This is a genomic window from Gordonia sp. CPCC 205515 (assembly GCF_048537925.1).
GTDB lineage: Bacteria > Actinomycetota > Actinomycetes > Mycobacteriales > Mycobacteriaceae > Gordonia.
This window is the reverse complement of sequence record NZ_JBCLVJ010000002.1, coordinates 716,262-741,541: the sequence shown is the minus strand read 5'-3', so window position 1 is coordinate 741,541 and position 25,280 is coordinate 716,262. Positions and strand designations below refer to the sequence as shown.

The following is a 25,280-nucleotide window of genomic DNA, read 5'->3' as shown; positions in this document are numbered from 1 at the left end:
TGCCGAAAACTTTCGCTCAGATCACACGAAGTCGCGGTGCGGCGGACAAAGTCAGCCACCCATGCAGGTGGGGCCGAGGAGTGCCTTCAGGTCGCCCATCAGCGCCGAACTCGGGGTGACGCGCAGCGCCTCGGTGAGGCGTAGCTGCGTCTGGCGCTGCTCGCTGATCAGGGTGACGTGCACGTCCGCGGTGCCCGGATGTCGGGTGAGGACCTGCTTCAGAGCCTGCACCCGGTCGGGGGTGCAGGAGCGTGCGGTCAACGTCAGCGCCACCGGTTTGGCGGTGCCGACCGCCGCGAGGTCGGGGACGGCGAGGTCGTTGGCCGAGATCATGGTGCTGTCGTCGCGGGCATTGACCCGGGCTTTGACGAGCACGATGTTGTCGGCGACGATGTCGAGCCCGTACACCTGGTAGGCGCGGGGGAAGAAGTAGACCTCGACACCACCGACCATGTCCTCGAGGGTGACCACCGCGTACGGTTCACCCTTCTTGTTCACGCGCCGGTTGACCGACGAGATGATGCCGCCGATGGTGATCTGCGCGCCGTCGGGCACCGTGCCCTCGAGCAGCTGGGTGATAGAGGTGTCGGTCTGCGAGGCGATCGCGTGCGCGACTCCGGCCAGCGGATGGTCGGAGACGTAGAGTCCCAACATCTCTCGCTCGAGCGCGAGTTTGTGTTTGGAGTCCCACTCCTCGTCAGGCACCTTGACCGCGAACACCTCGGCCATGCTGTCGTCGGCTCCGCCTGCATCGCCGAACAGGTCGAACTGTCCGATGGCCTCGGCCTTCTTGGTGCCGATGACCGATTCGACGGCATCGGTGTGTACCAGGAACAGGCCCTTGCGCGGATGGCTGAGCGAGTCGAAGGCGCCGGCCTTGATCAGCGATTCGGTGACCTTCTTGTTGCAGGCTGTCACGTCGATCTTGCCGAGGTAGTCGGAGAAGCTGGTGTACTTCCCCTTCTCGTCGCGGGCGGCCAGGATCGACGACACGACGCCGGTGCCGACGTTGCGGATGGCGGCCAGGCCGAAGCGGATGTCGGCGCCGACGGCGGCGAAGTTGCGTTGCGATTCGTTGACGTCGGGCGGCAGCACGGTGATGCCGAGCTTGCGACAGTCGGCCAGGTAGATCGCGGCCTTGTCCTTGTCGTCGCCGACCGAGGTGAGCAGGCCGGCCATGTACTCGGCGGGATAGTTGGCCTTGAGGTAGGCGGTCCAGAAGGAGACGAGCCCATAGCCTGCCGCGTGCGACTTGTTGAACGCGTAGCCGGCGAACGGCAGCACGGTGTCCCACAGTGCGGTGATCGCGGCCTGGGAGAACCCGTTGTTCCGCATGCCTTCGGCGAAGCCGTCGTAGGCCTCGTCGAGGATCTCTTTCTTCTTCTTACCCATCGCGCGGCGGAGCAGGTCGGCCTGTCCGAGCGAGTAGCCGGCGACCTTCTGCGCGATCTGCATGATCTGCTCTTGGTAGACGATCAGGCCGAAGGTCTCCGACAGGATCTCCTTGAGCGGTTCCTCGAGCTCCGGATGGATCGGCTTGATGTCCTGCAGACCGTTCTTGCGCTTGGCGTAGTCGGTGTGCGCGTTCACGCCCATCGGACCCGGGCGGTACAGCGCGAGCACCGCGACGATGTCCTCGAAGCCGGTGGGCTGCATCAGTTTCAGCAGTTCGCGCATGGCCCCGCCGTCGAGCTGGAACACGCCGAGGGTGTCACCGCGGGCGAGCAGCTCGTAGGTCTTGGGGTCCTCGAGCGGCAGGGTGTCGAGGTCGATGTCGACGCCGCGGTTGTTCTTGATGTTCTCCAGGGCATCACCGATGACGGTGAGGTTGCGCAGACCCAGGAAGTCCATCTTGAGCAGGCCGATGGCCTCGCACGACGGGTAGTCCCAGCCGGTGATGATCGCGCCGTCCTGCGCGCGTTTCCACACCGGGATGGCGTCGGTCAGCGGCTCCGACGACATGATCACCGCGCAGGCGTGCACGCCGGCGTTGCGGATCAGGCCCTCGAGACCGAGGGCGGTGTCGTAGATCTTCTTGACGTCGGGGTCGGTCTCGATGAGCGTGCGGACCTCGGAGGCCTCGGCGAACCGCTCGTGCTCACTGTTGGTGATGCCCCAGACCGGGATGTCCTTGGCCATGATCGGCGGCGGCAGTGCCTTGGTGATGCGGTCGGCGATGGCGAAGCCGGGCTGGCCGAACTGGACGCGGGCGGAGTCCTTGATGGCCGCCTTGGTCTTGATGGTGCCGAAGGTGATGACCTGGGCGACCTTCTCGCTGCCCCAGCGTTCGGTGGCGTAGCGCACCATCTCGCCGCGGCGGCGGTCGTCGAAGTCGATGTCGATATCGGGCATCGACACACGTTCGGGGTTGAGGAATCGCTCGAAGAGCAGTCCGTGCGGGATCGGGTCGATGTTGGTGATCCCCAGCGCCCACGCGACCAGCGACCCGGCGGCCGAACCACGGCCCGGGCCGACGCGGATACCGACCTCGAGGGCATGCCGGATGAGGTCGCCGACCACCAGGAAGTAGGCGGGGAAGCCCATCTGGATGATGACGTCGAGCTCGTAGTTGGCGCGCTCGAGGTACTCCTGCGGTACCTCGGTACCGGCGAACCGGCGCTCGGTGAGTCCCTTGGCGACCTCTTTGCGCAGGAAGGTGTCCTGCGACTCGCCCTCGGGCACCGGGAAGATCGGCATCCGGTCGCGATGGGTGAAGACGTCGGCGTAGGACTCGACCCGCTCCCCGATCTCCAGGGTGTTGTCGCAAGCGCCGGGCACCACCGAATCCCATTGCGCGCGCATCTCTTCGGCGGACTTGAGGTAGTAACCGTCGCCGTCGAACTTGAAGCGCGTCGGATCGGTCAGCGTCTTGCCGGTCTGGACGCAGAGCAGCGCCTCGTGGCTGGCGGCGTGATCCTTGGTGACGTAGTGGCAGTCGTTGGTGACGATGGGTTTGATGCCGAGTTTGCGGCCGATCTCGAGGAGCCCGTCGCGGACCCGGCGTTCGATCTCGAGTCCGTGCTCCATGAGCTCGAGATAGAAGTTGTCCTTGCCGAAGATCTCCTGCCACTTGGCTGCGGCCTCGAGCGCCTCACGCTCGTGACCGAGCCGCAGCCGGGTCTGCACCTCACCCGACGGGCAACCGGTGGTCGCGATGATGCCCTCGGCGTGTTCGGCGATGATCTCGGCGTCCATCCGCGACCACTTGCCCAGCTGACCCTCGATGGAGGCCCGCGAGGACAGCTTGAACAGGTTGCGCAGACCGGTGGCGTTCTCCGCGACCATGGTCATGTGGGTGTAAGCACCGCTACCGGAGACGTCGTCGCTCTTCTGATCGCGGGTGCCCCACTGGACACGCTTGGTGTTGAACCGGGAGTCCGGCGCGATGTAGGCCTCGATGCCGATGATCGGTTTGATGTCGTTCTTGATGGCCGTGTTGTAGAACTCGCTGGCTCCGAACATGTTGCCGTGGTCGGTCATGCCGATCGCGGTCATCTCGAGCCGTTTGGCCTCGGCGAACAGCGGCGACACCTTCGCGGCACCGTCGAGCATCGAGTACTCGGTGTGGTTGTGCAGGTGAACGAACGACGAGGTCGAGGACATCGGCAGGCTCTGGTCACTTTCGATGGGCGGATGGGGATCTGTTGGCTGGGATTCACTGTATGACGGGGTACCGACAGCGTCGGGCACGCACACGCCGCGTGTGACAGATGAGGCGTTCGGTCCCGGCGTGTCCCCGGCGCGTCGCCGCACCGGCCGCGGGCGTCAGCTCACGTTCGACACGATCAGCACGAGGATGATCACCGCGATGACGACAAGCGCCAGCAACGCTGCGACCAGTCCCGCGTACGACGACCCGGTGTCGGGACCGTGCGGCCCGGTCGAGGGCGGAGCCGGTCCGCGGTGCGTCGGCGCGACCGGGTGCGCGGCCCCGTACTGCACCGGCTGATGCCCGGGTTGCCCGCCGACGCCGACGGGCACGGCGTGCGGTCCGGACCGGCCATGCACCGGCGGCCCCGACACCGGTCCGGAGGTCCCGCCGGAATGTCGACCGTGGGGTGTCACCGAGGATTGTGGGTGGCCCGTGCCGCTCGACGACGAGGTGCGCAGCGCCATGGTGAGTGCGTCGGCGAACTCCCGGCACGAACCGAAGCGGTCGGCCGGTGCCTTGGCCATCGCCTTGGCGATCACCGCGTCGACCGCCGGCGACAGCCCGGCGACCTCGGCCGAGACCCGCGGCACCGGCTCGCTCAGGTGCGCCCGGATGACCGCGGAGGCGGACCGGTCAGCGAACGGGACATGCCCGGTCAGCATGTGAAAAGCGGTGGCGGCCAGCGAGTACTGGTCGGTGCGACCATTCAGTGCGGCACCGTCGAGCTGCTCGGGCGAGGCGTAGGACAGGGTGGCCAGGACGATCCCGGCGACGGTCAGGCTGTCCACCTCGTCGGCCGGTTTGGCGACGCCGAAGTCGGTGAGCAGGACGCGTTGTTCGTCGAAGGTCGCGTCGTCGTCGATCTGCGAGAGCAGGATGTTGGCCGGTTTGATGTCGCGGTGCAGCAGCCCTTTGCGGTGAGCGTAATCGACGCCCTTCGCGGTCTCGGAGATGATGCGGGCGACCCGTTTGGGGTCCATACCGCGGCCGATCGCGGCGAGTTCGGCGGCGCAGTCGCTGCCCGGGACGTACTGCATGGCGATCCACAGTTGGCCGTCGGGATCCTCACCGGAGTCGGCGCGCCCGCGGTTGTAGATGGTGACGATGTTGGGGTGATCGAGGGTGGCCGCGACCTCGGCCTCGCGCAGGAAACGTCGACGGAACTGCTCGTCGCCGGAGGTCGTCGAGGTCAGGATCTTGAGTGCGTCCGAGCGTGGGAGTTCGGGATGGCGGGCCAAGTACACCGCGCCCATGCCGCCGCTGCCCAGCAGACGCTCGATGCGGTAGCCGGCGACGAACGACCCTGGTTTGAGCACTGTCCACCTCCCCGAATCGACACGCCTGCTGTCCTGATCGACCAGGCTACCCAACCGACGCGCACGAGCGCGCATCGTCGACCCGCGCGCGTCAGCCCTCCCGCAGCAGATCCAGGGCGCGTTGCAGATCGGCCGGATACTCGCTGGTGAACGTGACCTGCCGGCCGTCGGCCGGATGGGCGAACGAGAGCGACCGCGCGTGCAGCCACTGCCGCTCCAGCTGCAGCCGCTTGGCCAGCACCGGATCGGCGCCGTAGGTGAGGTCGCCGCAGCACGGGTGATGCAGCGCGGAGAAGTGCACCCGGATCTGGTGCGTGCGACCGGTTTCCAGGTGGACGTCGAGCAGCGACGCCGCGGCGAACATCTCCAGCGTGTCGTAGTGGGTGACGCTGGGCTTGCCCTTCGCGCTCACCGCGAACTTCCAGTCGCTGCCCGGGTGGCGACCGATCGGTGCGTCGATGGTGCCCTCGGGCGGATCGAGATGTCCCTGCACGAGAGCGTGATAGACCTTGTCGACCTCACGGTCCCGGAAGGCGCGCTTGAGCAGCGTATACGCGTTCTCCGACACGGCGAGGACCATGACGCCGGAGGTGCCGACGTCCAGCCGGGACACGATGCCCTGCCGTTCGGCCGCGCCGGAGGTGGAGATGCGGAACCCGGCGGCGTCGAGAGCACCGACGACGGTGGGTCCGGTCCACCCCTGCGACGGATGGGCGGCCACCCCGATGGGTTTGTCGACGACGATGATGTCGGAGTCGTGGTAGATCACCTCGAAACCCTCGACCGGGGTCGGTTCGACGCGCAGCGGTTCCGCCGGTTCGGGCAGGGTGACGTCGAGCCAGCTGCCGCCCTTCAGTTTGTGTGACTTGCCGACGGTCACCCCGTCGACGCTGATGTCGCCGGCGTCGGCCAGCGTCGCGGCGACCGTGCGGGACAGCCCGAGGATACGAGCCACGCCCGCGTCCAGACGCATGCCGTCGACGCCGTCCGGGACCGGCATCGACCGTGATTCACGCATCTGCGTCCTTGGCGTTCGCGGACTCGGCGTCCTCGTCGGCGGTGTCGTGGCGGGCGGCCCATCCGGTGCGGGAGCCGTCGTATTCGAAGCCGAGCAGCGAGAGCACCACCAGCAGCACCGCGCCACACACCACCGCGGAATCGGCGACGTTGAACACCGGCCACCAGCCGACGGAGACGAAGTCGACGACGTGTCCGCGCAGCGGCCCGGGCGCCCGGAACAGGCGGTCGATGAGGTTGCCGCACGCCCCACCGAGGACCAGGCCCAATCCGACGATCCACCACATAGACCGCAGCCGACTGCTGTAGCGGAAGATGCCGATCACCACGATCAGCGCGATGATCGTCAGCACCCACGTGTAGCCGGACGCCATGGAGAACGCGGCACCGCTGTTGCGGATGAGTCGGAGGGTGACGACGTCGCCGATGATGTGCACCGGATCCGCGGGGTCGAGTTTTGCCACGGCCAGCGTCTTGGTCAGCACGTCGAGCGCCACCACGCATACCGCGATGAGCGGTAGGGCCCAGACGACCTTGCGGGTTCCCGATGAGTTCGATGCAGGGGCGTTGGATGCGGCAGGGCTATCCGATCCCGTCGCTTCGGTCATGACTCCATCATCCACCCCATCATCATCCACGAGCGCTGCAATACGCTGGCTGCCGTGTACCCCCGCCCACTGTCCCTCACCGTCGCGGCGGTGCTCTTCCTCGGCCTGACCGGTTGCGGTTCGGACGCCACCGACACTCCCGCAGCCTCGTCGTCGGCCGCCCCCGGATGCACCACCGACACCACCACGGGACGCGAGGACGCCAAGCTTCTGCCCATCCCGCCGGCCACGGTCACCGTGCTCGACGCAGGTCAGGGTGCGCGCCGGACCGCGGGCGCGGCCCCGAACCGCGACTCTGCGCAGTCGGTGACGCTGGTGACCACATCGTCGGTGGCCTCGGCCGGCGAGCGTGACGCGCAGACGGTGGAGATGCCGTTGCGCGCCCAGTTCTCCTGCACCGACTCGACCGATCTGGAGATGACGCTCGGCGCGGTGACCGCTCCCGACCCGATTCTCGCCGAACAACTGCAACCCGTGGAGGGATCGCGCGCAGGCCTGGCGATCGGGCCGGGTGCCATGCCCATCTCGCTCCGGCTGCTGCCGGCGGAGCAGGCCGGCCCCGAGGCGCGGTCAGCGGTCGAGCAGTCGCTGATCCAAGCGCTGCAACTGTCGGTGCCGCTCCCCACCGAACCGATCGCGTCGGGCGCGCGGTGGCGGGTCGAACGCACCATCAACGCCGCAACCACCATCACCCAACACATCGACGCGACGCTGACGTCGTGGACCGATGACCGGCTGGTGATCGATGTCACGGTGGATCAGACGCCGACGAACTCCGTGTTCGCCATCCCCGGGTCGGCCGACACTCTCACCATCGGCCGCTACACCGACACCGGCACGGGGCAGATCACCGTCGACCTCGGCCGCGGACTACCGGTCGCGGGCACCATCACGATGTCCGGGGCGCGGGAACTGGTCGGCGCCGATCCGAACAAGCCATTGCTGCAGCAGACCGGGTTGTCGGTGCAGTGGCGCTGAACTGACCACATCGGGGCACGAAACAGGCCGGGGAGCAATGTGCTCCCCGGCCTGTTTGCCGTCGTTGTCTACCGGGTCAGCCGGCGGCCTTGGTGGTCGACGACGTCGACACGCACATCGGCGTGGTGACGTTGTTGGCGGTCACCAGCGGGCACACGGTGTCCTTGGCCAGCTTCCAGCGGCCGTCGGTGTAGACGATGCCGGCGTCGAGCTTGGTCGGCGGGTTCTCACCGATCTTGACCTGCACCTTCACCGACGCCTTGTTCGGGCCGGCCGGGATGACCGGCGGGTAGATCTCGTAGGTGACGTCGGGGTTGTCCTTCTTGGCCTGGACCAGCTTGTCGAAGACGTCGGGATCGGCTTCGGATCCCTCGACGAGCTGCGTCTTCTCCGAGTTCGGCACGTTGGGGTCGAGGGCCTCGTTGAGCATCGCGTTCAACTGGGCGACCGTCGGGCGCGTGTTGGGGTCGGTCACCGAATCCGAACCCGCGGCCGCGGACGCCGTCGTGGACGCGACTGTCGGCACCGATGGCACGTCGCTGTCATCACTGCCACACGCCGCCAACGACGTAATCGACGCCGCGATGAATGTGGCGGTCAGGATCTTCCGAAACTTCACCGATCTCCCTCACTGTTGTTCGTCCGGCAACCCGCGACATGCGTCGCCGGTTGCGGTGGTGGTCGCCGGCCAGGTTCCCCTGTGGGGCGGCCAGAACTCACACCACTATGCCAAATGCGTCGAAATGCCCCAATTGAGCGCGCCGACGGGGTGAGTAACGGTTGACGCGCCCAGCGGGTTCCCCAACGCTGTAGTCCATGCCGAGCACACGGATCGTCCTGATCACCACCGGCGGCACCGTCGCGTCACGGACGACGGCGGGCGGGGCGGTTCCGGTCCTGTCCGCCGCCGACCTGCTCCCCCGCGCCGAGGCGGACGGCCTGGCGATCGACACGGTGGACGTGATGTCGGTGGACTCCTCGGCAATGACCGTCTCACAGCAGTTCGCGATCGTGACCACCATCACCGACGCGCTCGCGGACCCGTCGGTCGACGGAGTGGTCGTCACGCACGGCACCGACACCATGGAGGAGACGTCGTATCTGGCGGACATCGTCGTCACCGGTGACCGGCCGGTGGTGTTCACCGGCGCGCAGTATCCGGCGGACTCGCCGCACTCGGACGGCCCAAACAACATCGCCGCCGCCGTGCGGGCGGCCGCGGATCCGGCTCAGCGCGGGCGTGGTGTCCTCGTCGCCCTCGGCAGTGAATTGCGGTCCGCTCGGGGAATCTTCAAGGTGTCTACGACGAAACTTGCCGCCTTCGACAATGTTTCGGCCGATCTTGCTCGTCGCACGGTGTCCGGGCCACTGGGCCACCCGGTACGCGTCGATCTGTTCGGGCTCTATCCGGGGGTGTCACCGGGCATCATCGCGGCGGCAGTCGATCAACGCGCGGCGGGAATAGTGTTGGCGGCCACCGGTTCCGGCAACACGCACCCGGACATCACGGCCGAAGTGCTCGCGGCGACGCGGGCGGGGGTGGTCGTGGTGGTGACCAGCCGGGTGCCCTACGGCGAGGTGATCCCGACCTACGGCGGCGGTGGCGGCGCGGTCGATTTGGAGCGGGCCGGGGCCGTCGTCTCGCGATGGCTCCGCGCTCCGCAGGCACGCATCGCGCTCATCGCACTGCTGTCGACCGGCGCGGACGTCGAGGGGGTGCGGGAGTTCTTCGCCCGGACCGGCCCCACCTGAGCTCGCACTTCAGTCCGCCCCTGGGCCGAGATCGGGCCAGGCCAGGCTGTCGAGTGGGTCGGCGCGCCGCAGGTCCGGGTCGTCGACGCCGTAGGTCACCGCACGTCCCGGACCGGTGCCGCGGGTCTCGAAGCGCACGGTGACCACCCCGTGGCCACTGCCCTGCACCCAGCCGTGGCCATGCTCGGGGTGGGTGACGTCGGTGCCGGTGGGCCAGACGGGCGTGTCGTCCGACGGCTCGGCGGGTGCGGCTGCGGTCGCGCCGATCTCGTCGTCGACCGAGCCCGCCGCGACGAATCCGGCCTCGATGTCATCGGGTTCGGCCGACTCGGCCGGGGCCGGCCCGTCGAGTTCTTCGAACAATGAGAACTGTTGTACCGCAGTCAAACCCGAGTATCCGACGCCGACGAGACGGATCGGTCCGATGCTGCGCGGGTCCAGTGCGAGGCGTTGCGCGGCGGCGGTCAGAGTGGACAACTCGGTGGTCGCGGCGGGCAACGTCAGTGATCGGGTCAGCACCGACATGTCGGACCGCTTGAGCTTGAGGACGATGGTACGAGCGCCGCGCCCGTCCCCGAGCAGCCGACGATGCGCGCCTTCGGCGGCCGAATCGATGGCGGGCCGCAGCTCGGCGAGGTCGACGAGGTCGACGGCAAAGGTGGACTCGGCGCTGATCTGCTTGGCCGAGGCGCGCTCCGCGACCGGACGGTCGTCGACGCCCTGAGCGAGTCGGTGCAGCGCCGGACCGAGAGTGCCGCCGAGTACCGAGGCGACCTCGACGTTGGACATCGCGGCGAAGTCGCCGATGGTGTCGATGCCGAGGCGGGCCAACTTGTCGCCGGAGACCGGGCCGATCCCCCACAGTTTGCGGACCGGTAGGTCGTGCAGGAACTCCAGCTCATGACTCGGCGGAATCGCCATCACCCCATCGGGTTTCGCGAGGCCCGAGGCGATCTTGGCGATCTGCTTGCCACTGCCCAACCCCACCGACGCGGCGATGCCGACGGTGCTGCGGATCTGCGCTCGGAGTCGTTCGGCGAAGGCGGTGACCTCGTCGACGGTGGCGCCGGCGAGTTCCTCGGGTTCACCGAAGGCCTCGTCGAAGGAGAGCATCTCGATGACCGGGACGGCGTCGCGCACGAGGGCGAAGATGCGGGCGCTGACCGTGCGGTACACCGCTCCGCGGGGCGGTAGGACGACCGCCCCGGCGCCGACGAGACGTCGGGCCTGATGCATCGGCATCGCGGATCGGGCGCCGAAGGCGCGGGCGGCGTAGCTGGCACCGGCGACCACTCCCCGCCCGCCGGCACCGCCGACGAGCACCGGACGACCGGCCAGCGTCGGGCGGGTCAACTGCTCGACGGAGGCGAAGAACGCGTCCATGTCGAGGTGCAGCACCCAGCGGGTGCTGCGCTCCTCACCCGACCAGGCACCGCCATCCACCACAGTGGGCCAGCCTACTGTCGGCTCCGGACACTGCCCTCAGGACAGCACCTCGAACACCGGCAGTGCGTCGGCGTACTCGGCGAGGGTGGTGTCGTCGGCGTCGGTGTCGAGCCCCTCGGGCAGGAACCGCGAGACCTCCCACCCCCATTTATCGAGATAGCTGCGCAGGATCGGAACCCGTTGCTCGGCAGCGACTTCCACCAGGCGCACGGTACGACTGCGACGCCCGCGACGCAGTTCGCCACCGCCGGCGACCCGGGCGTTGCGCACCCACTGCGTGTTGCCGCGCGGTGCGACGAGGTATTCGCGGCCGTCGATGGTCAGCGGATTGACCGGGGTCCGCTGCGGGGTGCCCGAGGTGCGGCCGAGCACTGTCAGAGTCTGCGCGCCGGCGAGGTTGACCCCGTGATCGGCGAGCCAGCGGACCGCAGTGTTGAAGAAGCGGTCGGAGCGATTGACGGGCGGACGGTAGTGGGCGGTGCTGTTCATGTCTCTGCCTCTTCCTCGGGGACGTTTGGCGAGAGCACTGCTCTCGAATTCGAGTATGCACCGACAGCGAGGTGAAATCAAGAGCACCGCTCTCTTTTTATGGAAGGATCGGGTCATGGCACCGAAGGGCACTCGCGCGGAGAATCGCGCCGCGATGGAATCCGAGATCCGACGACTCGGCCGGGAGCATCTGAGCACGCACGGGGCGGCCGGGTTGTCACTGCGGGCCATTGCCCGGGACCTGGGCGTGGTCTCGTCGGCGGTCTACCGCTATGTGCCGAGTCGCGACGACCTGCTCACCGCGCTGCTGGTCGAGGGCTACACCGATCTCGCCGATGCCGTCGATGCCGCGGTGGCCGATGTCGTCGCCGCGGATCGCCGCGCCCGCCTGCTCGCCGCGGCCGAGGCGCTGCGCGCGTGGGCTGTGGCCGATCCGGCGCGATGGGCATTGCTCTACGGCAGCCCGGTCCCCGGGTATGCGGCGCCCGCCGAGGTGACGGTGGAACCGGGCACGCGGGTCATTGGCGTGTTGATCGCCGAACTCGGTGCCGCGCATCGCACGGGTCTCCTGCGCGAGGTGAGGGATGCCCTGCCGCCGGCCACCCTCGGCGACCTCGACGCCATCCGGACCGAGTTCGGCAGCGATCTCCCGGACGCGGTGCTTGCCGCCGGGATCACGGTGTGGGCGGTCGTGATCGGCGGAACGAGCCTGGAGGTGTTCGGACAGTATGGTTCGGGCACCTTCACCGATCCGGCCGGGCTGTTCCGAGCGCAGGTGGACGGGGTGCTCGGGTTGATCTTTGCGGCCTGATCCGCGCCGTGCAGCGGTGGCTGCGCAGCGGCCCAACGTACCGAAACGGTTGCACTGCACCGCGCACCGTCTCCCAGCGCCTAGAGTGATGAAAGTACTTGCAGCAGCGTCGAGTGCCGGCCTTATCGATCTACGTCAGCTCCGAGAGAGGCATTCCGTGATCATCCTGGGCATCATCCTTCTGGTTCTCGGCTTCATCTTCAGCATTCCGATCCTCTGGACGCTGGGCATCATCGTGCTGGTCATCGGTGTGATCCTGGCGATTCTGGGCGCGACCGGGCGGGCCGTCGGCGGACGACGGCACTTTTACTGACGGCCCTTCGAGCCGCCACGGCGGTCGGCGGTTTCAGCAGCGTGGCGAGCGTGCGGTCGACAGCATCGCGAGGTCGACCGCACGCGCCATCGCACGGTAGCCGTCCGGGCTCGGATGCAATCGGTCCGGACTCGAGTACTCGTGCGCCATCACCGTCGGGTTGCGCGGATCGCGGAGCGCGACATCGAAATCCACGAATCCGTCGGCGAGCTTCTGAGTGCGGATCCATGCGTTGATCTGCTGTCGATAGCGCTCACTGGACGGCGCGATCACGGTTCCGTCGACGAGCGCATCCGAGGCGGGGACGATCGTGCCGAGCCAAATCGCGACGCCGGCGCGGTGCGCCTCGGCGATGGCCTGACGGAATCCGGCGATCATCTGCTCGGCGGTGGCTCCCGGCGGGAAACCGAGATCGTTGATGCCCTCGAGCAGTAAGACCCCGGCGACGCCGCTCTGCTGCAGCGCATCGCGGCGGAATCGGGAGAGTCCGCGTGGTCCGAGCAGTAGTGGTTCGCCGCTGGTCAGCAGGCGGTTACTGCCGATGCCGGCGTTCACCACGGAGATCGGCAGATGCGCCTGGTCCAGCCGATGCTGGAGAAAGTCCGGGTAGCGCACGTTCCGGTCGGCTACCGCGGTGTCGGCAGGCACGGAGAGTCCGGTGGTGCCGACGAATCCGTCGGTGATGGAGTCGCCGAAGGCAACCACCGTCCGGGCGGTGTGGGGCGCACTGACGTCGAGCGCATCGACGTAGAACCAGGATTTGGTGCTCGCCGTGTAGCCGGTGGCTGCGCGACGCCGGGTGAGGTCGCCGGTGCCGGGCGGCGAATAGTACGAGGTGGCGTTCGCGTTCCAGTGTTTGGTCGGTGGGCCGGCGTTTCCCGGCACGAACACGGAGATCGCCAGCGGTCGAAACGCTTTCGCACGATGTGCGATGGGATCGCTGAGGATGTCGGCGCCCGGCGCTACCGTGACCGATTCCCGGCCACCGAACCGCAGCGGCGTCGTCGCGCCCACCTGCGCACCGTGAACTTGGGCTGCGACCGTGGACCGATCGAAAGTGATGGGCGCCGAGCCAAATCGGTTCGAGAGTCGGACGCGCAGCCGGTCACCACCGAAGTGCGGCGTGATGATCATCCGGAAGGTCTGATCCCGCACGGCGAGTGGGATCACTCCCCCGGAGGCGTCGAGCGGGGTCAGTGCGTCCGTCGGGCTCGCCGCCCACGACGCGACGAAGTGCTCGCCACCACATTCCGGAGCCGCGATGGCAGGTGTGGCGGTCACGGTGCCGGTCAGCGCGGTGAGCAGACACCCCGCTGTCAGCATCAATGCTCCCGCGCGCATTCGGACAGTACGAAACATCAGCGTTCCCCCTCGAGTTGTCACTCCCCGGAGAACACCCTAAAGCACGTGACTTACGTTGTGGTGCGGATTCGCGCTATCGACCGTTGCCGCTCGAGTCCGCCCAACTTGTCCGGGTTGCGGGTGGCGTACATGTGTCGGATGGCACCGTCGACGACGTGCAGGACGAACACGCCCTGCAACTGTCCGTCGAAGTGGACGATCATGCCCGGCAGGCTGTTGATGATCGCGGGTTCGACGGCGAGGTCGTCGAATCGGCCACCGAGGCGGGAGAACCCGGCCATGAGTTTCGCGACGAGTTGCGCGCCCTCGATGGGTCGGCGTACCGCGCTGGCCTTGCCGTCGCTGTCGGCGGTGAAGACCACGTCGGGGGCGAGCAGCGCCATCAGGTCCTCGAGATCACCGGAGGTGGCCGCGGCGAGGAAAGCCGCGGTGACCTCGGCGGCCCGCGCGTCGTCGACCGGTTCGAAGCGCTGACGTCGTGCGTGCACGTGATTGCGGGCGCGGCTCGCGGTCTGTCGCACTGCGGCACTGGACTTCTCGACGATTTCGGCGATCTCGTCATGGGTGAACCCGAACACCTCCCGGAGCACGAAAACAGCTCGTTCGTCGGGGGTGAGGCTTTCCAGCACGACCAGCATTGCGGTGGAGACGGATTCGGCGAGAACGACATCGGCGGCTGCGTCGTGCTCGTCGACCAGGATGGGTTCGGGCAGCCACGGTCCGACGTACTGCTCGCGACGTCGTGACGCGGCCCGCAGGCTGTTGAGCGCTTGGCGGGTCACCACTTTCGCGAGATACGACTTCGTGTCACTCACACCGGCGAGGTCAACGTCGGCCCATCGGAGATAGCTCTCCTGCAGGACGTCGTCGGCGTCGGTCGCCGAGCCGAGGATCTCGTAGGCGATGGTGAACAGCAGCGGCCGCAGTTCGGTGAACCGGCGGGTATGGTCGTCGTCGATCATTGCGCCGCCGTTGGTTCCGGCACGAGCGCACGTTCCTGCCCGCCGACCCGCGGCGTGATCCCCGGGCGGCGTGCCTCCATCCGCAGGCCCCAGATCACACTGCGGCACACCAGCTCCTTGATCGCTGCGGCGGTCCGGCCGGTGACCACGATACGGCCGGGCGCATCGTCGCGATGGGTCAACTGGACGGTTGCACCGCGGCGGCCCAGCGAGGTGCACTGGCCGACGAACGCGACACTGACTGGTGTCGGCTCACTCCCCGCCACGTGCGCGCGCACAGTGTCGGCAGCCTGTGGCCCGAGTTGGTTGGCGGCCTGGCAGCTCATCCGGAACGGCCGATTCGACGGGGCCACCGCATCGCCGGCACCGACGATGCGTGGATCGTCGACGCTGGTGAGGGTGTCGTCGGTGAGCAGGCGGCCGAGCGGGTCGGTGGTCAGCCCGCTGCGCGCGGCGAGGTCAGGGACGCCGAAACCGGCGGTGATGATGGTCGCCGCACTGGGCAACACACGCAACGCGCCATCTGTCCCCATGACCGTGACACTATCGGGTCCGACCGCGGTCACGCGATGGTCTTCGGTGACGTCGACACCCAAGCGGGTGAGACGGTTCCGCGCCGCCTCGCGGGCGCGATCGCCGAACGACGGAGCGATCGAACCGCCGCAGACCAGCCTGATCGGGCGACCGGTGTCGGCGAGTTCGGCGGCGGTCTCCATGCCGGTCAGCCCGCCACCCACGACGACAATCCCCGCGTCGGCCGGGATGGTCGTGAGGTGAGCCCGAAGTCGTTGCGCGGCTTCCCATTCACCGAGCAGGAAGCCGTGCTCCCGGGCACCCGGGATGCCGTCGCCCACCGCTGCGGTCGACCCGACCGCATAGACGAGATGGTCATAGGGCAGCCGCTCCCCGGAGGCCAGTTCTACGCATCCGGTGGCGGTGTCGATCCGAGTGGCGGTGTCGACCACGAGGCGGACGCCGTCGGCGAGCACCTCGGCGAAGTCGTGTTCGGCCCGCCCGGTCCCGGCCACCCACTGATGCAACCGGATTCGGTGCACGAACTGCGGGCGTGGGTTGACCAGGGTCACGGTCGCCGCTACGGCCGAGAGCCGATTGGCGGCCATTGTTCCGGCGTAGCCGCCGCCGAGCACGACGATGTGGGTGGTGTTCATGGTTGCTCCGTTTCCTTTGGGACAACCTCGAGACACCAGCCGGGCGGGAAGTGTGACAGGCGGTCGACCTCGGGTCAGCCGGCGGCGACCGCCTTGGTGATGTCGGCGGTCACGCCGTCGCCCAACTCGATCGCACCGACCGGGTCCGTGACCACGTCGAACCGCACGGCGAGCACCTCGCCGGCGATCATGTCGGCATGGCGGGTCGCCCACTCCAGACGTTCCTCCGGCACGGCGAAGCGCACCTCGATGCGATCCGACACGTCGAGACCGAGGTTGCGGCGTGCGTCCTGCATCTCGCGCACCCGGTCCTTGGCCCAACCCTCGGCCTCCAGCTCCGGGGTCACGTGGGTGTCGAGGACGACGAGCCCACCGCCGCTGGGGAGTTCGGCCGTGGAGTCGGGCTCCACCGCGACCAGCTTGCGGGTGTACTCGCCATCGTGCAGTTCGATGCCGTCTGCGACGATGACCTCGGTGCCGTCGGCGCCGGACTGCACCGCCCAGTTCCCGGACTTGACCGCCTTGATCGCCTTCTGCACCTCCTTGCCCAGTCGGGGCCCGGCGGCGCGGGCGTTGACCGCGATCTCGTACCGGCCGTAGGTGTCGGCGTCGGTGGCCAGCGTCACCGACTTGACGTTCATCTCGTCGGCGATCAGATCCTTATACGGGGCAAGGCGTTCCGCCTCCGGCGAGGCAACGGTCAACCCCTGCAGCGGCAGTCGCACGCGCAGCTTGTTGGCCTTACGGACACTCGACGCAACCGAACACACTTGCTGCACCGAGTCCATCGCGGCGACGAGTTCGTCGTCGGCGGGCAGATCATCGACACTTGGCCAGTCGGTGAGGTGCACCGACCGCTTCCCCGTCAACCCACGCCAGATCGCCTCGGTGGCCAGCGGGAGCAACGGCGCGGCCAGCCGGCTCGCCACCTCCAGCACCGTGTACAGCGTGTCGAAGGCATCCGGATCGGCATCCTGCCCCGCCCAGAACCGTGAACGCGACCGGCGCACATACCAATTCGTCAACGATTCGACGAACTCGCGGAACGCGTCGCACGCGCCCGCGATGTCGTAGACGTCGAGCGCGTCGGTCATCACCGTGCGGGTGGAGGCGAGCTTGGCCAGGATGTAGCGGTCGAGCACGTGGGTCGAGTCGGTGCGCCACGTCGCCGGACGCTCCGCGTAGAGCTGCAGGAAGCTGTAGGAGTTCCACAGTGGCAGCAGCGCCTGGCGCACACCCTCGCGGATACCGCGTTCGGTGACAACGAGATTGCCGCCGCGCAGCACCGGCGAGGCCATCAGGAACCAGCGCATCGCGTCCGACCCATCGCGGTCGAAGACCTCGTTGACGTCGGGATAGTTGCGCTTGGACTTGGACATCTTCTGCCCGTCGTCGCCGAGCACGATGCCGTGTGCGATGACGCTCTTGAACGCCGGCCGGTCGAACAGCGCGGTGGCCAGGACGTGCAGGTTGTAGAACCAGCCGCGGGTCTGTCCGTTGTACTCCACGATGAAATCGCCCGGATTGTGCGGCAATACGCCATCACCACCGTCGAACCAGTCGGCGTTCTCGAACGGGTAATGCACCTGTGCGTACGGCATCGACCCCGACTCGAACCAGCAGTCGAGCACCTCGGGTACCCGTCGCATCGTCGAATTACCGGTCGGGTCATCGGGATTCGGCCGGGTCAGCTCATCGATGTAGGGGCGGTGCAGATTGTCCGGGCGCACGCCGAAGTCGCGTTCGAGGTCGTCGAGCGAGCCGTACACGTCCACGCGCGGGTACTCCGGGTCATCAGAGATCCACACGGGGATCGGCGCACCCCAGAACCGATTTCGGCTGATGTTCCAGTCGCGGGCACCCTCGAGCCACTTGCCGAACTGGCCGTCGCGGATGTGTTCGGGCGCCCAGGTGATCTGCTTGTTGAGCTCGAGCATCCGGTCCTTGATCGGATCCACGGCCACGAACCACGACGGAACGGCCATGTAGATCAACGGCTTTCCGGACCGCCACGAGTGCGGATAGGAGTGCTCGATGGTCTCGTGACGCAGGATTCGTCCAGACGCCTTGAGATCCTTGATGATCACCGGGTTGGCGTCGAAGACGTTGAGGCCCTCGTACGGCGGCACCTGCGCGGTGAACCGGCCCCCCGGATCGAGCGGCTGCACCACCTCGATGCCGTTGGCGGTGGAGAGCTCCATGTCCTCCTCACCGAAGGCCGGCGCGAGGTGCACGATGCCGGTGCCGTCCTCGGTGGTGACATAGCTGCCGAGCAGCACGCGGTGGGCGTTGGGATGTCCGAGGAAGAAGTCGAACGGCGGTGTGTAGGAGAGGCCTTCGAGATCCGCGCCACGATAGGTACCGAGCACCTCGGTCTCGCCCAGCTCTTTCGCATAGGCACCGACGAGCGCCTGCGCCAGCAGATACTCCTGCCCGTCAGCGGCTTTCACGCGCACGTACTCGACGTCGGGGTGGACGGCAATCGCCAGGTTCGACGGCAGGGTCCACGGGGTGGTGGTCCAGATGACCGCATTGACGCCGTCGAGTTCGGTGTGGGCGCCGTCTTTCACGACGAGCGGCATCCGCACGGTGACCGCCGGGTCCTGCCGCATGCGGTAGGCGTCGTCGAGCTTGGATTCCTGATTAGACAGCGGCGTCTGTTCGTACCAGCTGTAGGGCAGCACGCGGTAACCCTGGTAGATCAGGCCCTTGTCGTGCAGCCGCTTGAATGCCCACATGACCGACTCCATGAAGTCGAGATCGAGGGTCTTGTAGTCGTTGTCGAAGTCGACCCAGCGGGCCTGGCGGGTGACGTAGTCGCGCCATTCGCCGGTGTAACGCAGCACGGAGTCACGGCAGAAGTCGTTGAACTTCTCGACGCCCATCTTCTCGATCTCCGACTTGTCGGTGATCCCGAGTTGGCGCTCGGCCTCGAGTTCGGCGGGCAGACCGTGCGTGTCCCACCCGAATCGGCGGTCGACCTTCTTCCCGCGCATGGTCTGGTACCGCGGTACCACATCTTTGACGTAGCCGGTGAGCAGATGACCGTAGTGCGGCAGGCCGTTGGCGAACGGCGGGCCGTCGTAGAAGACGAACTCGTCGGCGCGGTCACCATTCGGCCCGCTCGCTCCGCTCCCGGCGCCGGTGCGGTTGGCGATCGACGCCTTGAAGGTGTCGTCACCGTCCCAGTAGGACAGGACCTTCTGCTCGACGTCGGGGAATGACGGGGTGCCGCTGACCGCGCCGGTCATGTCGACCAGCGGGTACACGCGCGCATCCGCAGCGCGTCCGCTTGCCTCGTCGTTGGTGTTGACCATGTCGGTCATCGTGCGTCTCCTCGTGCCCGGACATGTCCGCCTGCTCTGACGTGTCTGTCTGTTCTGGCACGGGGACGCATCTCGTTGATGCGCGGTACCACCCCGCTTGCGCCGGTGTGCGGCGCCTCTCACCGATACGCGGCCAGGGGCCCCGTATCCACGGCTGTGACGGGCCGCTGCCGCCCGGGTCTACTGAGGACAACCATGTGTCCTGTTCTTCCGGGTGCTCCCCGGTGATGGCCGGATCAACGCAGCATCGAGTGTAGCCGCGCACCCGCCGTCGGGACCAATCGTTTATCCCGAGGGCGGTGCCGACGGCGCCGTCAGTCGAGCGGCGGACGCCAGTTGGGATCGAGTGGATCGAACTTGCGGGTGGTCGACCGGTCGGCCGGTTCGACGTGTGGGGTGATGGCGGGCTCGTCCGGCACACCATTGTCGCTCGCCGCCGACTGATCGTCGGCGAGCCGATCAAAGGACGGCGGCCGGAACGGTTGCGCCTGCGGGGCGGGCTTTTCTGGGATGTCGTCACCGCCGACCGACCGCAGGTAGTCGTCAAGAGTGCCGTCCTGGGCGCGGAGCGATCCGGTCGACGTCGAGGGTTCCGTCACGTGATGGGGATCGGAGTCCGCCGGAACCGCGGAGATCGGCCCGGTGGACGCCGGCGGCGACACCCGTGCGGCCGAGTCCGGCGCCTCATGACGGCCGTGGTGCGGAGGGGTGTCGCCGGATACCAGGCTGCCGAGATCACCTCCACCGATGGTGTTCCCATCGGCGGAGGTGTCGACCGTGACATCGGCCGGTCGTGCGGTGGCGGCCGCGTCACTGCCGACGAAGTCGGCGAGGGTGCGTTCCTTGCGTCGCCTGCCCACCCCGAGGACATCGGCGATCAGGAAGGCCAATCCGAGGAGGCAGATGACGATGCAGGCCACGGCCAGCCAGACGGTGCCGGTGATCAGACCGACAACGAGCAGCACGAACCCGACAAGCGTCGCCGCCAGGGCCAACGTCAGCACGAGGTGTTCCCTGCTGTGGCCGGACTAGCTCGGGGAGTAGCTGGTGTAGCCGCTGTTACCCGGATCCGACGAGAACGAGTCGGCACGGCCGCCCCCCTCGACGGGCGCAGCACTGCCGCGCTGCTGCAACTCCTCGAGCTGCGACTCCAGGTAGGTCTTGAGGCGGGTGCGGTACTCGCGCTCGAAGGTCTTGAGCTGTTCGATCCGACCCTCGAGGACGGTCCGCTGCTGGTTGATGGTGCCCATGATCTCGCTGTGCTTGCGCTCGGCGTCGCTCTGCAGCGCATCGGCACGCTCCTGCGCCTGGCGGACCTGAGCTTCCGACCGCGTCTGCGCGTCGGCGAGGATCGCCTCGGAACGCTGGCGGGAGTCGGTGAGCAGGGAGTCCGACTTGGACTGGGCTTCGGACACCATCGCATCGGCGCGCGACCGGGCGTCGGCGAGCAGGGACTCGGCTTCCTGACGCGAGGTGTCGGTCAGGCGGTCCGCGGTGTCCTGCGCCAGCGCGAGCACGCGGGCGGCGCGGGTGCTGGCCGCATCCTCGTCGAGGGCGGCCGGCGCCACCGGGGCGGCGGCGGGAGTCGGGGTCGGCGCCGGGGTGTCGGCGACCGGAGCGGTCGCGAACACCTGGGTACGCTCGTCGGCGGCCGGCGTCACCGCGGCCGAACCGGAACGGGCTTCGGTCAGTTCACCCTCGAGCTCGTCGACGCGCTGCTTGAGGTCGTCGTTCTCCTCGATCAGCCGAGCGAGCTCGGCCTCCACGAAATCGAGGAACTGATCGACTTCGTCCTCGTTATAGCCGCGTTTACCGATAGGCGGTTTGCTGAACGCGACGTTGTGCACATCAGCTGGTGTCAGCCGCATGTCGGTTCCCCTCATATGGTCGGTCGAGCTCGATGGTGTCTTCTGTTGGCGTGAGTTGCAGTCCGCACAGGGCGCACTGCAGCTGTCACTGTTTATTCATACCAGTCCAATTGGTAACTGGCGTCAAATCCTGTCACACGGGAACCGTTCGACACGCCGGACCGATGCGTTCCTGATATGTAACAGTCACCTGATCATGACACTTGGACTCAGGCGGTCGTTACGGTACCCCAGGGTATTGATGCGACACAGGTCACAGCGACACCCTGGCACTGGCGGCTCAGGCGAGACCGAGGAATGCGGTGGCCGAGCTGCGGCTCAGTGAGCTGGTGATCTGCATGGCGATCAGCACCACGATCATCACGATCATCAGCGACAGGTCGAGCCGCACCGGGCCGAGGGGAATCGGCGGCAGGATGCGGCGCAGAGCGCGGATCGGCGGGTCGGTCGTGGTGAACACGATCTCGATGATCACCACGGCGATTCCGGTGGGCCGCCACTCCCGAGCGAAGGCACGCACCAATTCGACGACGAGGCGTGCGAGGAGCAGCAGCCAGTAGATGAAGAGCAGGTAATAGAGAACCTGGAACAGGATTGTCACGCTTCAAGGGTGCCTGAAAGATCCGACAGTCGCCCAACCGCGTCTCAGCTGTGGTTGTAGAAGCCGGTTTCGGCGATCTTGCGCCGGTCCTCCGGCGACACGTCGACGTCGGCCGGCGAGAGCAGAAAGACCTTGGTCGCGACCTTGTCGAAAGAACCGCGCAGCGCAAAAGCCAGGCCGGCGGCGAAGTCGACGAGACGCTTGGCGTCGTCGTTGCTCATGTCGACGAGATCCATGATGACCGGGTTGCCGTCGCGGAACCGCTCACCGATGGTGCGGGCCTCGCTGTAGTCCGACGGACGCAGCGTGGTGATCTTGTGCAACGGTCCGTCGGCGAACACGGTCTCGAGCTCCCTCTGGTCGGTCTGCACGGCTACCGGGCGCATCGGTGCGGCGCGCAGTGCCGCACCCCGCTGCAGCGGCTCGAGGCGTCCCGCCGGGCGGCCCGGGTCCCCCGAGTGCCGTCCACCGGCGTAGGCGTACTCCGGAACCTGCTCGTAGGCCGGCTCGTAGCCACCGGCCGGGTAGGTCGCGGGCGCCTCGTACTCGCCCGGGTAGCGCCGATCGTCGACGTAGGCCCGATCGTCGACGAAGGCATAGTCGGCGTCGCGCGGACCCTCGCGGTAGGCGGGCTCCCCGTAGTAGTCGTCGCGGTAGCCGCGACCGCGCGGGGCGCCGGGCTCCTCGAGGTAGTCGTCTTCGTACTCGCTCGGAGGCACCATGCCGAAATACGCCTTGAACTTCTGCATCGTGGTCATAGCTGGCCTCTCTCTGGTTCCAACGCCGCCGGGGAGCAGTGGGGTGTTATTCGTGTTTTCGTTGGTTCTCGTGTGACCAATGTGATTACTGAGAGATTAGCGGCCGCGAACCCATGATCGCGGTACCGACACGCACGCATGTCGAACCGTGTGCGACCGCCGGTTCCAGGTCACCCGACATCCCGGCGGACAGTTCACGGGCGTCCGGGTGGTCGGCCAGGAAGCGCTCGCGGATCTCCGCGGTACGGGCCATCCATTGCTCGGCAACCCCCTCGACCGGCGCGATGACCATCAATCCCCGCAACGCCAGGCCGTCCGCGCCGATGACCCGGTCGGCCAGCGCCGGCAGGTCTTCGACCAGGACACCGCCGCGGGTCACGTCGCCGTCGAGGCTCACCTGGAGCAGCACCCCGAGCGGTGCGGTGCGCACGCCGTCGTCGAGTGCGGTCACCGATGCCCGCGACAGCGCGTCGACGACCTTCTCGCGGTCGACCGAATGCACCATCCGCGCCCATGACGCAACGGATTTCGCCTTCTTGGACTGCACCGAACCGATCATGTCGAAGACGGCACCGGAGTCCGCGAGCTGGTCGTCGGCACGCAACTCGGCGATCTTGCGACTCGCCTCCGGTTCGCGGGACTCGCCGAAGGACCGCTCCCCCAGGCTGATCAGCCGGGCGACGTCGTCCGCCGGGAACCATCGGCCCCCCTCCCGCGCCCCCCGTCCCCCCGCCCCGCCGGCCGCCGCCGCGACCGCCTCGTCGAGGCGCCGGCGGACCGCCGAAAGGTGTTCGGCCAGTTCACGTGTCCGTGAGTCCTGGCTTGCCGGATCAGACTCGGTCATCACCGTTCCCGGTGGAGTCGATCCAGATCACCGAGGCCAGCCGACCGGTGGGTGCGCCGCGTCGATGACTGAACAGGTCGGGATCGTCGACGGTGCAGCGTGGGTCCGCGGCCACCGCCGCGACACCGGCCGCCAGCAACTGCCGCCGGATGCCGGCGCGCAGATCCAGACCTGTGGTGCCGGTGGCCGTGACGCAGGCACTGCCGGGCAGGTGTTCCTCGACGTCGCGCTGCATGTGCGGTGGCACTTCGTAATTCGCGCCACTCGCGGCCGGGCCCAGCAGTGCCCCGATTCGCTGTGGGCGGGCACCGAGCTCGATCATCGCCCGTAGCGCGGCACCGATGATGCCGATGCGGGCGCCCACCCGCCCGGCGTGGACACCCGCGATGACCCCGGCCTCGTCGTCGCTCAGCAGCACCGGCACACAATCGGCCGAGAGCACCGCGAGCGCGAGATCGGGCACCGTGGTGACCAGTGCGTCGGTGGCCGGCACCGGTCCGCTCACCGGTTCGGTGACCACCGTGACGTTGCGACTGTGGATCTGTTCCATCCAGACCACCCGCTGCGCCGGCAGACCGATCTGCTGTGCCAGTCGATCACGGTTGGCGGCAACGGCTTTCGGATCGTCACCGACGTGATCGCCGAGGTTGAACGAGTCATATGGCGGCAGCGAGACGCCACCGGAGCGACCGGTGACCACGCGGCGAACCCGCATGGTCACGCCCTCAGCGCTTCATGAACGACGGCACATCGACGTCGTCGTCGTCGAGGGTGACGTTGTTGCGGCGCGGCGGCTCGGCGGGCCGGTCGGCGAACGGGTCGCCCGCGTTCTCCGGCATCTTGCCGAACAGTGGGTCGTTGGCCGCGGCGGTGGTCGGGGCGGCACCTGCCTGGGCCTGCGAGACCGACGATGCCGCCTTCTGTGTCGCGGTGGGCACCTCGACACGCTTCCGTGGTGTGCCGCCGTCGAATCCGGCCGCGATCACGGTGACGCGGACCTCATCGCCGAGGTTGTCGTCGATCACGGTGCCGAAGATGATGTTGGCGTCCTCGTGTGCCGCCTCCTGCACCTGGGTGGCGGCGTTGTGGATCTCGAACAGACCCAGGTCGCTGCCGCCGGCGATCGAGATCAACACGCCCCGTGCGCCTTCCATCGATGCCTCGAGCAGCGGCGAGTTGATGGCCGACTCCGCGGCCTTCTTCGCGCGGTCGTCGCCGCGGGCGGACCCGATGCCCATCAGCGCCGAGCCGGCGTCGCTCATGACGCCCTTGACGTCGGCGAAGTCGACGTTGATCAGGCCGGGAGTGGTGATCAGGTCGGTGATGCCCTGCACGCCGTTGAGCAGCACTTCGTCGGCGCTGCGGAACGCATCCATGAGGCTGACCTGCGCGTCGCCGAGCTGCAGCAACCGGTCGTTGGGGATGACGATCAGGGTGTCGCAGGACTCGCGCAGCGCGGTGATGCCTGCCTCGGCCTGCCCACCGCGGCGCTTGCCCTCGAAGGAGAACGGCCGCGTGACCACACCGACGGTCAGCGCACCGAGCTTGCGGGCGATCGAGGCGACGACCGGTGCGCCGCCGGTGCCGGTGCCGCCACCTTCGCCCGCGGTCACGAACACCATGTCCGCGCCCTTGAGGAGTTCCTCGATCTCGTCGCGGGCGTCCTCGGCGGCGCGACGTCCGACCTCGGGGTCGGCCCCGGCACCGAGGCCGCGGGTCGAGTCCCGACCGACGTCGAGTTTGACGTCGGCGTCGCTCATCAGCAGAGCCTGGGCATCGGTGTTGATCGCAATGAACTCAACACCTTTCAGCCCCTGCTCGATCATGCGATTGACGGCGTTGACGCCGCCACCGCCGATGCCGACGACCTTGATCACGGCCAGGTAGTTGTGCGGTGGCGTCATCTGCCCGCCTTTCTCGTTTCGGTTGATAAAACCCTAAACCTGAACCATAGATTTAGAGTTATGTCAAGTAGATCGGTGATGGGGAGAACGCTAGGCATCCACCG

The 25,280-nt window shown here is 67.7% G+C and carries 22 protein-coding genes; 4 read left to right on the top strand and 18 right to left on the bottom strand.

Features of this window, described 5'->3' with window-relative positions:
- Positions 1–51: 51 nt before the first annotated feature.
- The 4 genes from dnaE to lspA all read right to left on the bottom strand — a co-directional run bounded on the left by dnaE (position 52) and on the right by lspA (position 6,593).
- On the bottom strand, positions 52–3,603 hold the full coding sequence (dnaE, locus tag AAFP30_RS03780; RefSeq protein ID WP_419228481.1) for a DNA polymerase III subunit alpha: 3,552 nt from the start codon (positions 3,601–3,603) through the stop codon (positions 52–54).
- A 162-nt stretch (positions 3,604–3,765) separates the two neighbouring features.
- The gene (locus AAFP30_RS03775) at positions 3,766–4,968 is read right to left on the bottom strand and encodes a serine/threonine-protein kinase (RefSeq protein WP_419228480.1); all 1,203 of its coding nucleotides are present in this window, start codon (positions 4,966–4,968) and stop codon (positions 3,766–3,768) included.
- 91 nt (positions 4,969–5,059) lie between these two features.
- Positions 5,060–5,986 (bottom strand): RluA family pseudouridine synthase, encoded by a 927-nt coding sequence (locus tag AAFP30_RS03770; protein WP_419228479.1) that lies wholly within the window; start codon positions 5,984–5,986, stop codon positions 5,060–5,062.
- Positions 5,979–6,593, bottom strand: a complete 615-nt coding sequence (gene lspA / locus AAFP30_RS03765) for a signal peptidase II (protein ID WP_419228478.1) — start codon at positions 6,591–6,593, stop codon at positions 5,979–5,981. The genes AAFP30_RS03770 and lspA overlap by 8 nt, the downstream gene beginning before the upstream one ends.
- Positions 6,594–6,647: 54 nt before the next feature.
- On the opposite strand from lspA, the gene AAFP30_RS03760 reads away from it, so the two are divergent.
- Positions 6,648–7,571 carry a hypothetical protein gene (locus AAFP30_RS03760; RefSeq protein WP_419228477.1) on the top strand — a complete coding sequence of 308 codons (924 nt, stop codon included), beginning with the start codon at positions 6,648–6,650 and terminating at the stop codon, positions 7,569–7,571.
- A 76-nt stretch (positions 7,572–7,647) separates the two neighbouring features.
- Here AAFP30_RS03760 and AAFP30_RS03755 read toward each other — a convergent pair whose 3' ends face one another.
- The gene (locus AAFP30_RS03755) at positions 7,648–8,190 is read right to left on the bottom strand and encodes a hypothetical protein (protein WP_419228476.1); all 543 of its coding nucleotides are present in this window, start codon (positions 8,188–8,190) and stop codon (positions 7,648–7,650) included.
- Between the two features lie 197 nt (positions 8,191–8,387).
- Between AAFP30_RS03755 and AAFP30_RS03750 the strand changes: the two genes are divergently transcribed.
- A complete protein-coding gene (locus AAFP30_RS03750; RefSeq protein ID WP_419228475.1) occupies positions 8,388–9,323 on the top strand; it encodes an asparaginase in 936 nt (311 codons plus the stop codon).
- Between the two features lie 9 nt (positions 9,324–9,332).
- Here AAFP30_RS03750 and AAFP30_RS03745 read toward each other — a convergent pair whose 3' ends face one another.
- Positions 9,333–10,706 carry a DNA polymerase IV gene (locus tag AAFP30_RS03745; protein WP_419228666.1) on the bottom strand — a complete coding sequence of 458 codons (1,374 nt, stop codon included), beginning with the start codon at positions 10,704–10,706 and terminating at the stop codon, positions 9,333–9,335.
- Between the two features lie 99 nt (positions 10,707–10,805).
- Positions 10,806–11,258, bottom strand: a complete 453-nt coding sequence (locus tag AAFP30_RS03740) for a nitroreductase/quinone reductase family protein (protein ID WP_419228474.1) — start codon at positions 11,256–11,258, stop codon at positions 10,806–10,808.
- Positions 11,259–11,373: 115 nt separating this feature from the next.
- Here AAFP30_RS03740 and AAFP30_RS03735 point away from each other — a divergent pair, with 115 nt between their 5' ends.
- Together AAFP30_RS03735 and AAFP30_RS03730 are read left to right on the top strand one after the other, a co-directional pair.
- A complete protein-coding gene (locus AAFP30_RS03735) occupies positions 11,374–12,069 on the top strand; it encodes a TetR/AcrR family transcriptional regulator (protein WP_419228473.1) in 696 nt (231 codons plus the stop codon).
- Positions 12,070–12,226: 157 nt separating this feature from the next.
- Positions 12,227–12,382, top strand: coding sequence for a DUF6131 family protein (locus tag AAFP30_RS03730; protein ID WP_419228472.1), 156 nt, complete (start codon positions 12,227–12,229; stop codon positions 12,380–12,382).
- Between the two features lie 33 nt (positions 12,383–12,415).
- Here AAFP30_RS03730 and AAFP30_RS03725 read toward each other — a convergent pair whose 3' ends face one another.
- From AAFP30_RS03725 to ftsZ, 11 genes are all read right to left on the bottom strand, one after another.
- Positions 12,416–13,705, bottom strand: coding sequence for a GDSL-type esterase/lipase family protein (locus tag AAFP30_RS03725; protein WP_419228471.1), 1,290 nt, complete (start codon positions 13,703–13,705; stop codon positions 12,416–12,418).
- 89 nt (positions 13,706–13,794) lie between these two features.
- Complete coding sequence (locus AAFP30_RS03720) at positions 13,795–14,706, bottom strand: RNA polymerase sigma-70 factor (protein WP_419228470.1); 912 nt, start codon at positions 14,704–14,706, stop codon at positions 13,795–13,797.
- Positions 14,703–15,875, bottom strand: coding sequence for an NAD(P)/FAD-dependent oxidoreductase (locus AAFP30_RS03715; RefSeq protein WP_419228469.1), 1,173 nt, complete (start codon positions 15,873–15,875; stop codon positions 14,703–14,705). Before AAFP30_RS03715 ends, AAFP30_RS03720 begins: the two co-directional genes overlap by 4 nt.
- 74 nt (positions 15,876–15,949) lie before the next feature.
- Positions 15,950–19,192, bottom strand: a complete 3,243-nt coding sequence (ileS, locus tag AAFP30_RS03710) for an isoleucine--tRNA ligase (protein ID WP_419228665.1) — start codon at positions 19,190–19,192, stop codon at positions 15,950–15,952.
- A gap of 323 nt (positions 19,193–19,515) precedes the next feature.
- Positions 19,516–20,205 (bottom strand): hypothetical protein, encoded by a 690-nt coding sequence (locus AAFP30_RS03705; protein WP_419228468.1) that lies wholly within the window; start codon positions 20,203–20,205, stop codon positions 19,516–19,518.
- A gap of 24 nt (positions 20,206–20,229) precedes the next feature.
- On the bottom strand, positions 20,230–21,069 hold the full coding sequence (locus AAFP30_RS03700; RefSeq protein ID WP_419228467.1) for a DivIVA domain-containing protein: 840 nt from the start codon (positions 21,067–21,069) through the stop codon (positions 20,230–20,232).
- A gap of 280 nt (positions 21,070–21,349) precedes the next feature.
- Positions 21,350–21,670, bottom strand: coding sequence for a YggT family protein (locus AAFP30_RS03695; RefSeq protein ID WP_419228466.1), 321 nt, complete (start codon positions 21,668–21,670; stop codon positions 21,350–21,352).
- A gap of 44 nt (positions 21,671–21,714) precedes the next feature.
- Positions 21,715–22,428: a cell division protein SepF gene (locus AAFP30_RS03690; protein ID WP_419228465.1), complete on the bottom strand. Its 714-nt coding sequence runs from the start codon at positions 22,426–22,428 to the stop codon at positions 21,715–21,717.
- A gap of 85 nt (positions 22,429–22,513) precedes the next feature.
- Positions 22,514–23,272: a YggS family pyridoxal phosphate enzyme gene (locus AAFP30_RS03685; protein ID WP_419228464.1), complete on the bottom strand. Its 759-nt coding sequence runs from the start codon at positions 23,270–23,272 to the stop codon at positions 22,514–22,516.
- The gene (gene pgeF, locus AAFP30_RS03680; protein ID WP_419228664.1) at positions 23,259–23,987 is read right to left on the bottom strand and encodes a peptidoglycan editing factor PgeF; all 729 of its coding nucleotides are present in this window, start codon (positions 23,985–23,987) and stop codon (positions 23,259–23,261) included. Before pgeF ends, AAFP30_RS03685 begins: the two co-directional genes overlap by 14 nt.
- A gap of 10 nt (positions 23,988–23,997) precedes the next feature.
- Positions 23,998–25,176 (bottom strand): cell division protein FtsZ, encoded by a 1,179-nt coding sequence (ftsZ, locus tag AAFP30_RS03675; RefSeq protein ID WP_419228463.1) that lies wholly within the window; start codon positions 25,174–25,176, stop codon positions 23,998–24,000.
- Between the last annotated feature and the right edge of the window lie 104 nt (positions 25,177–25,280).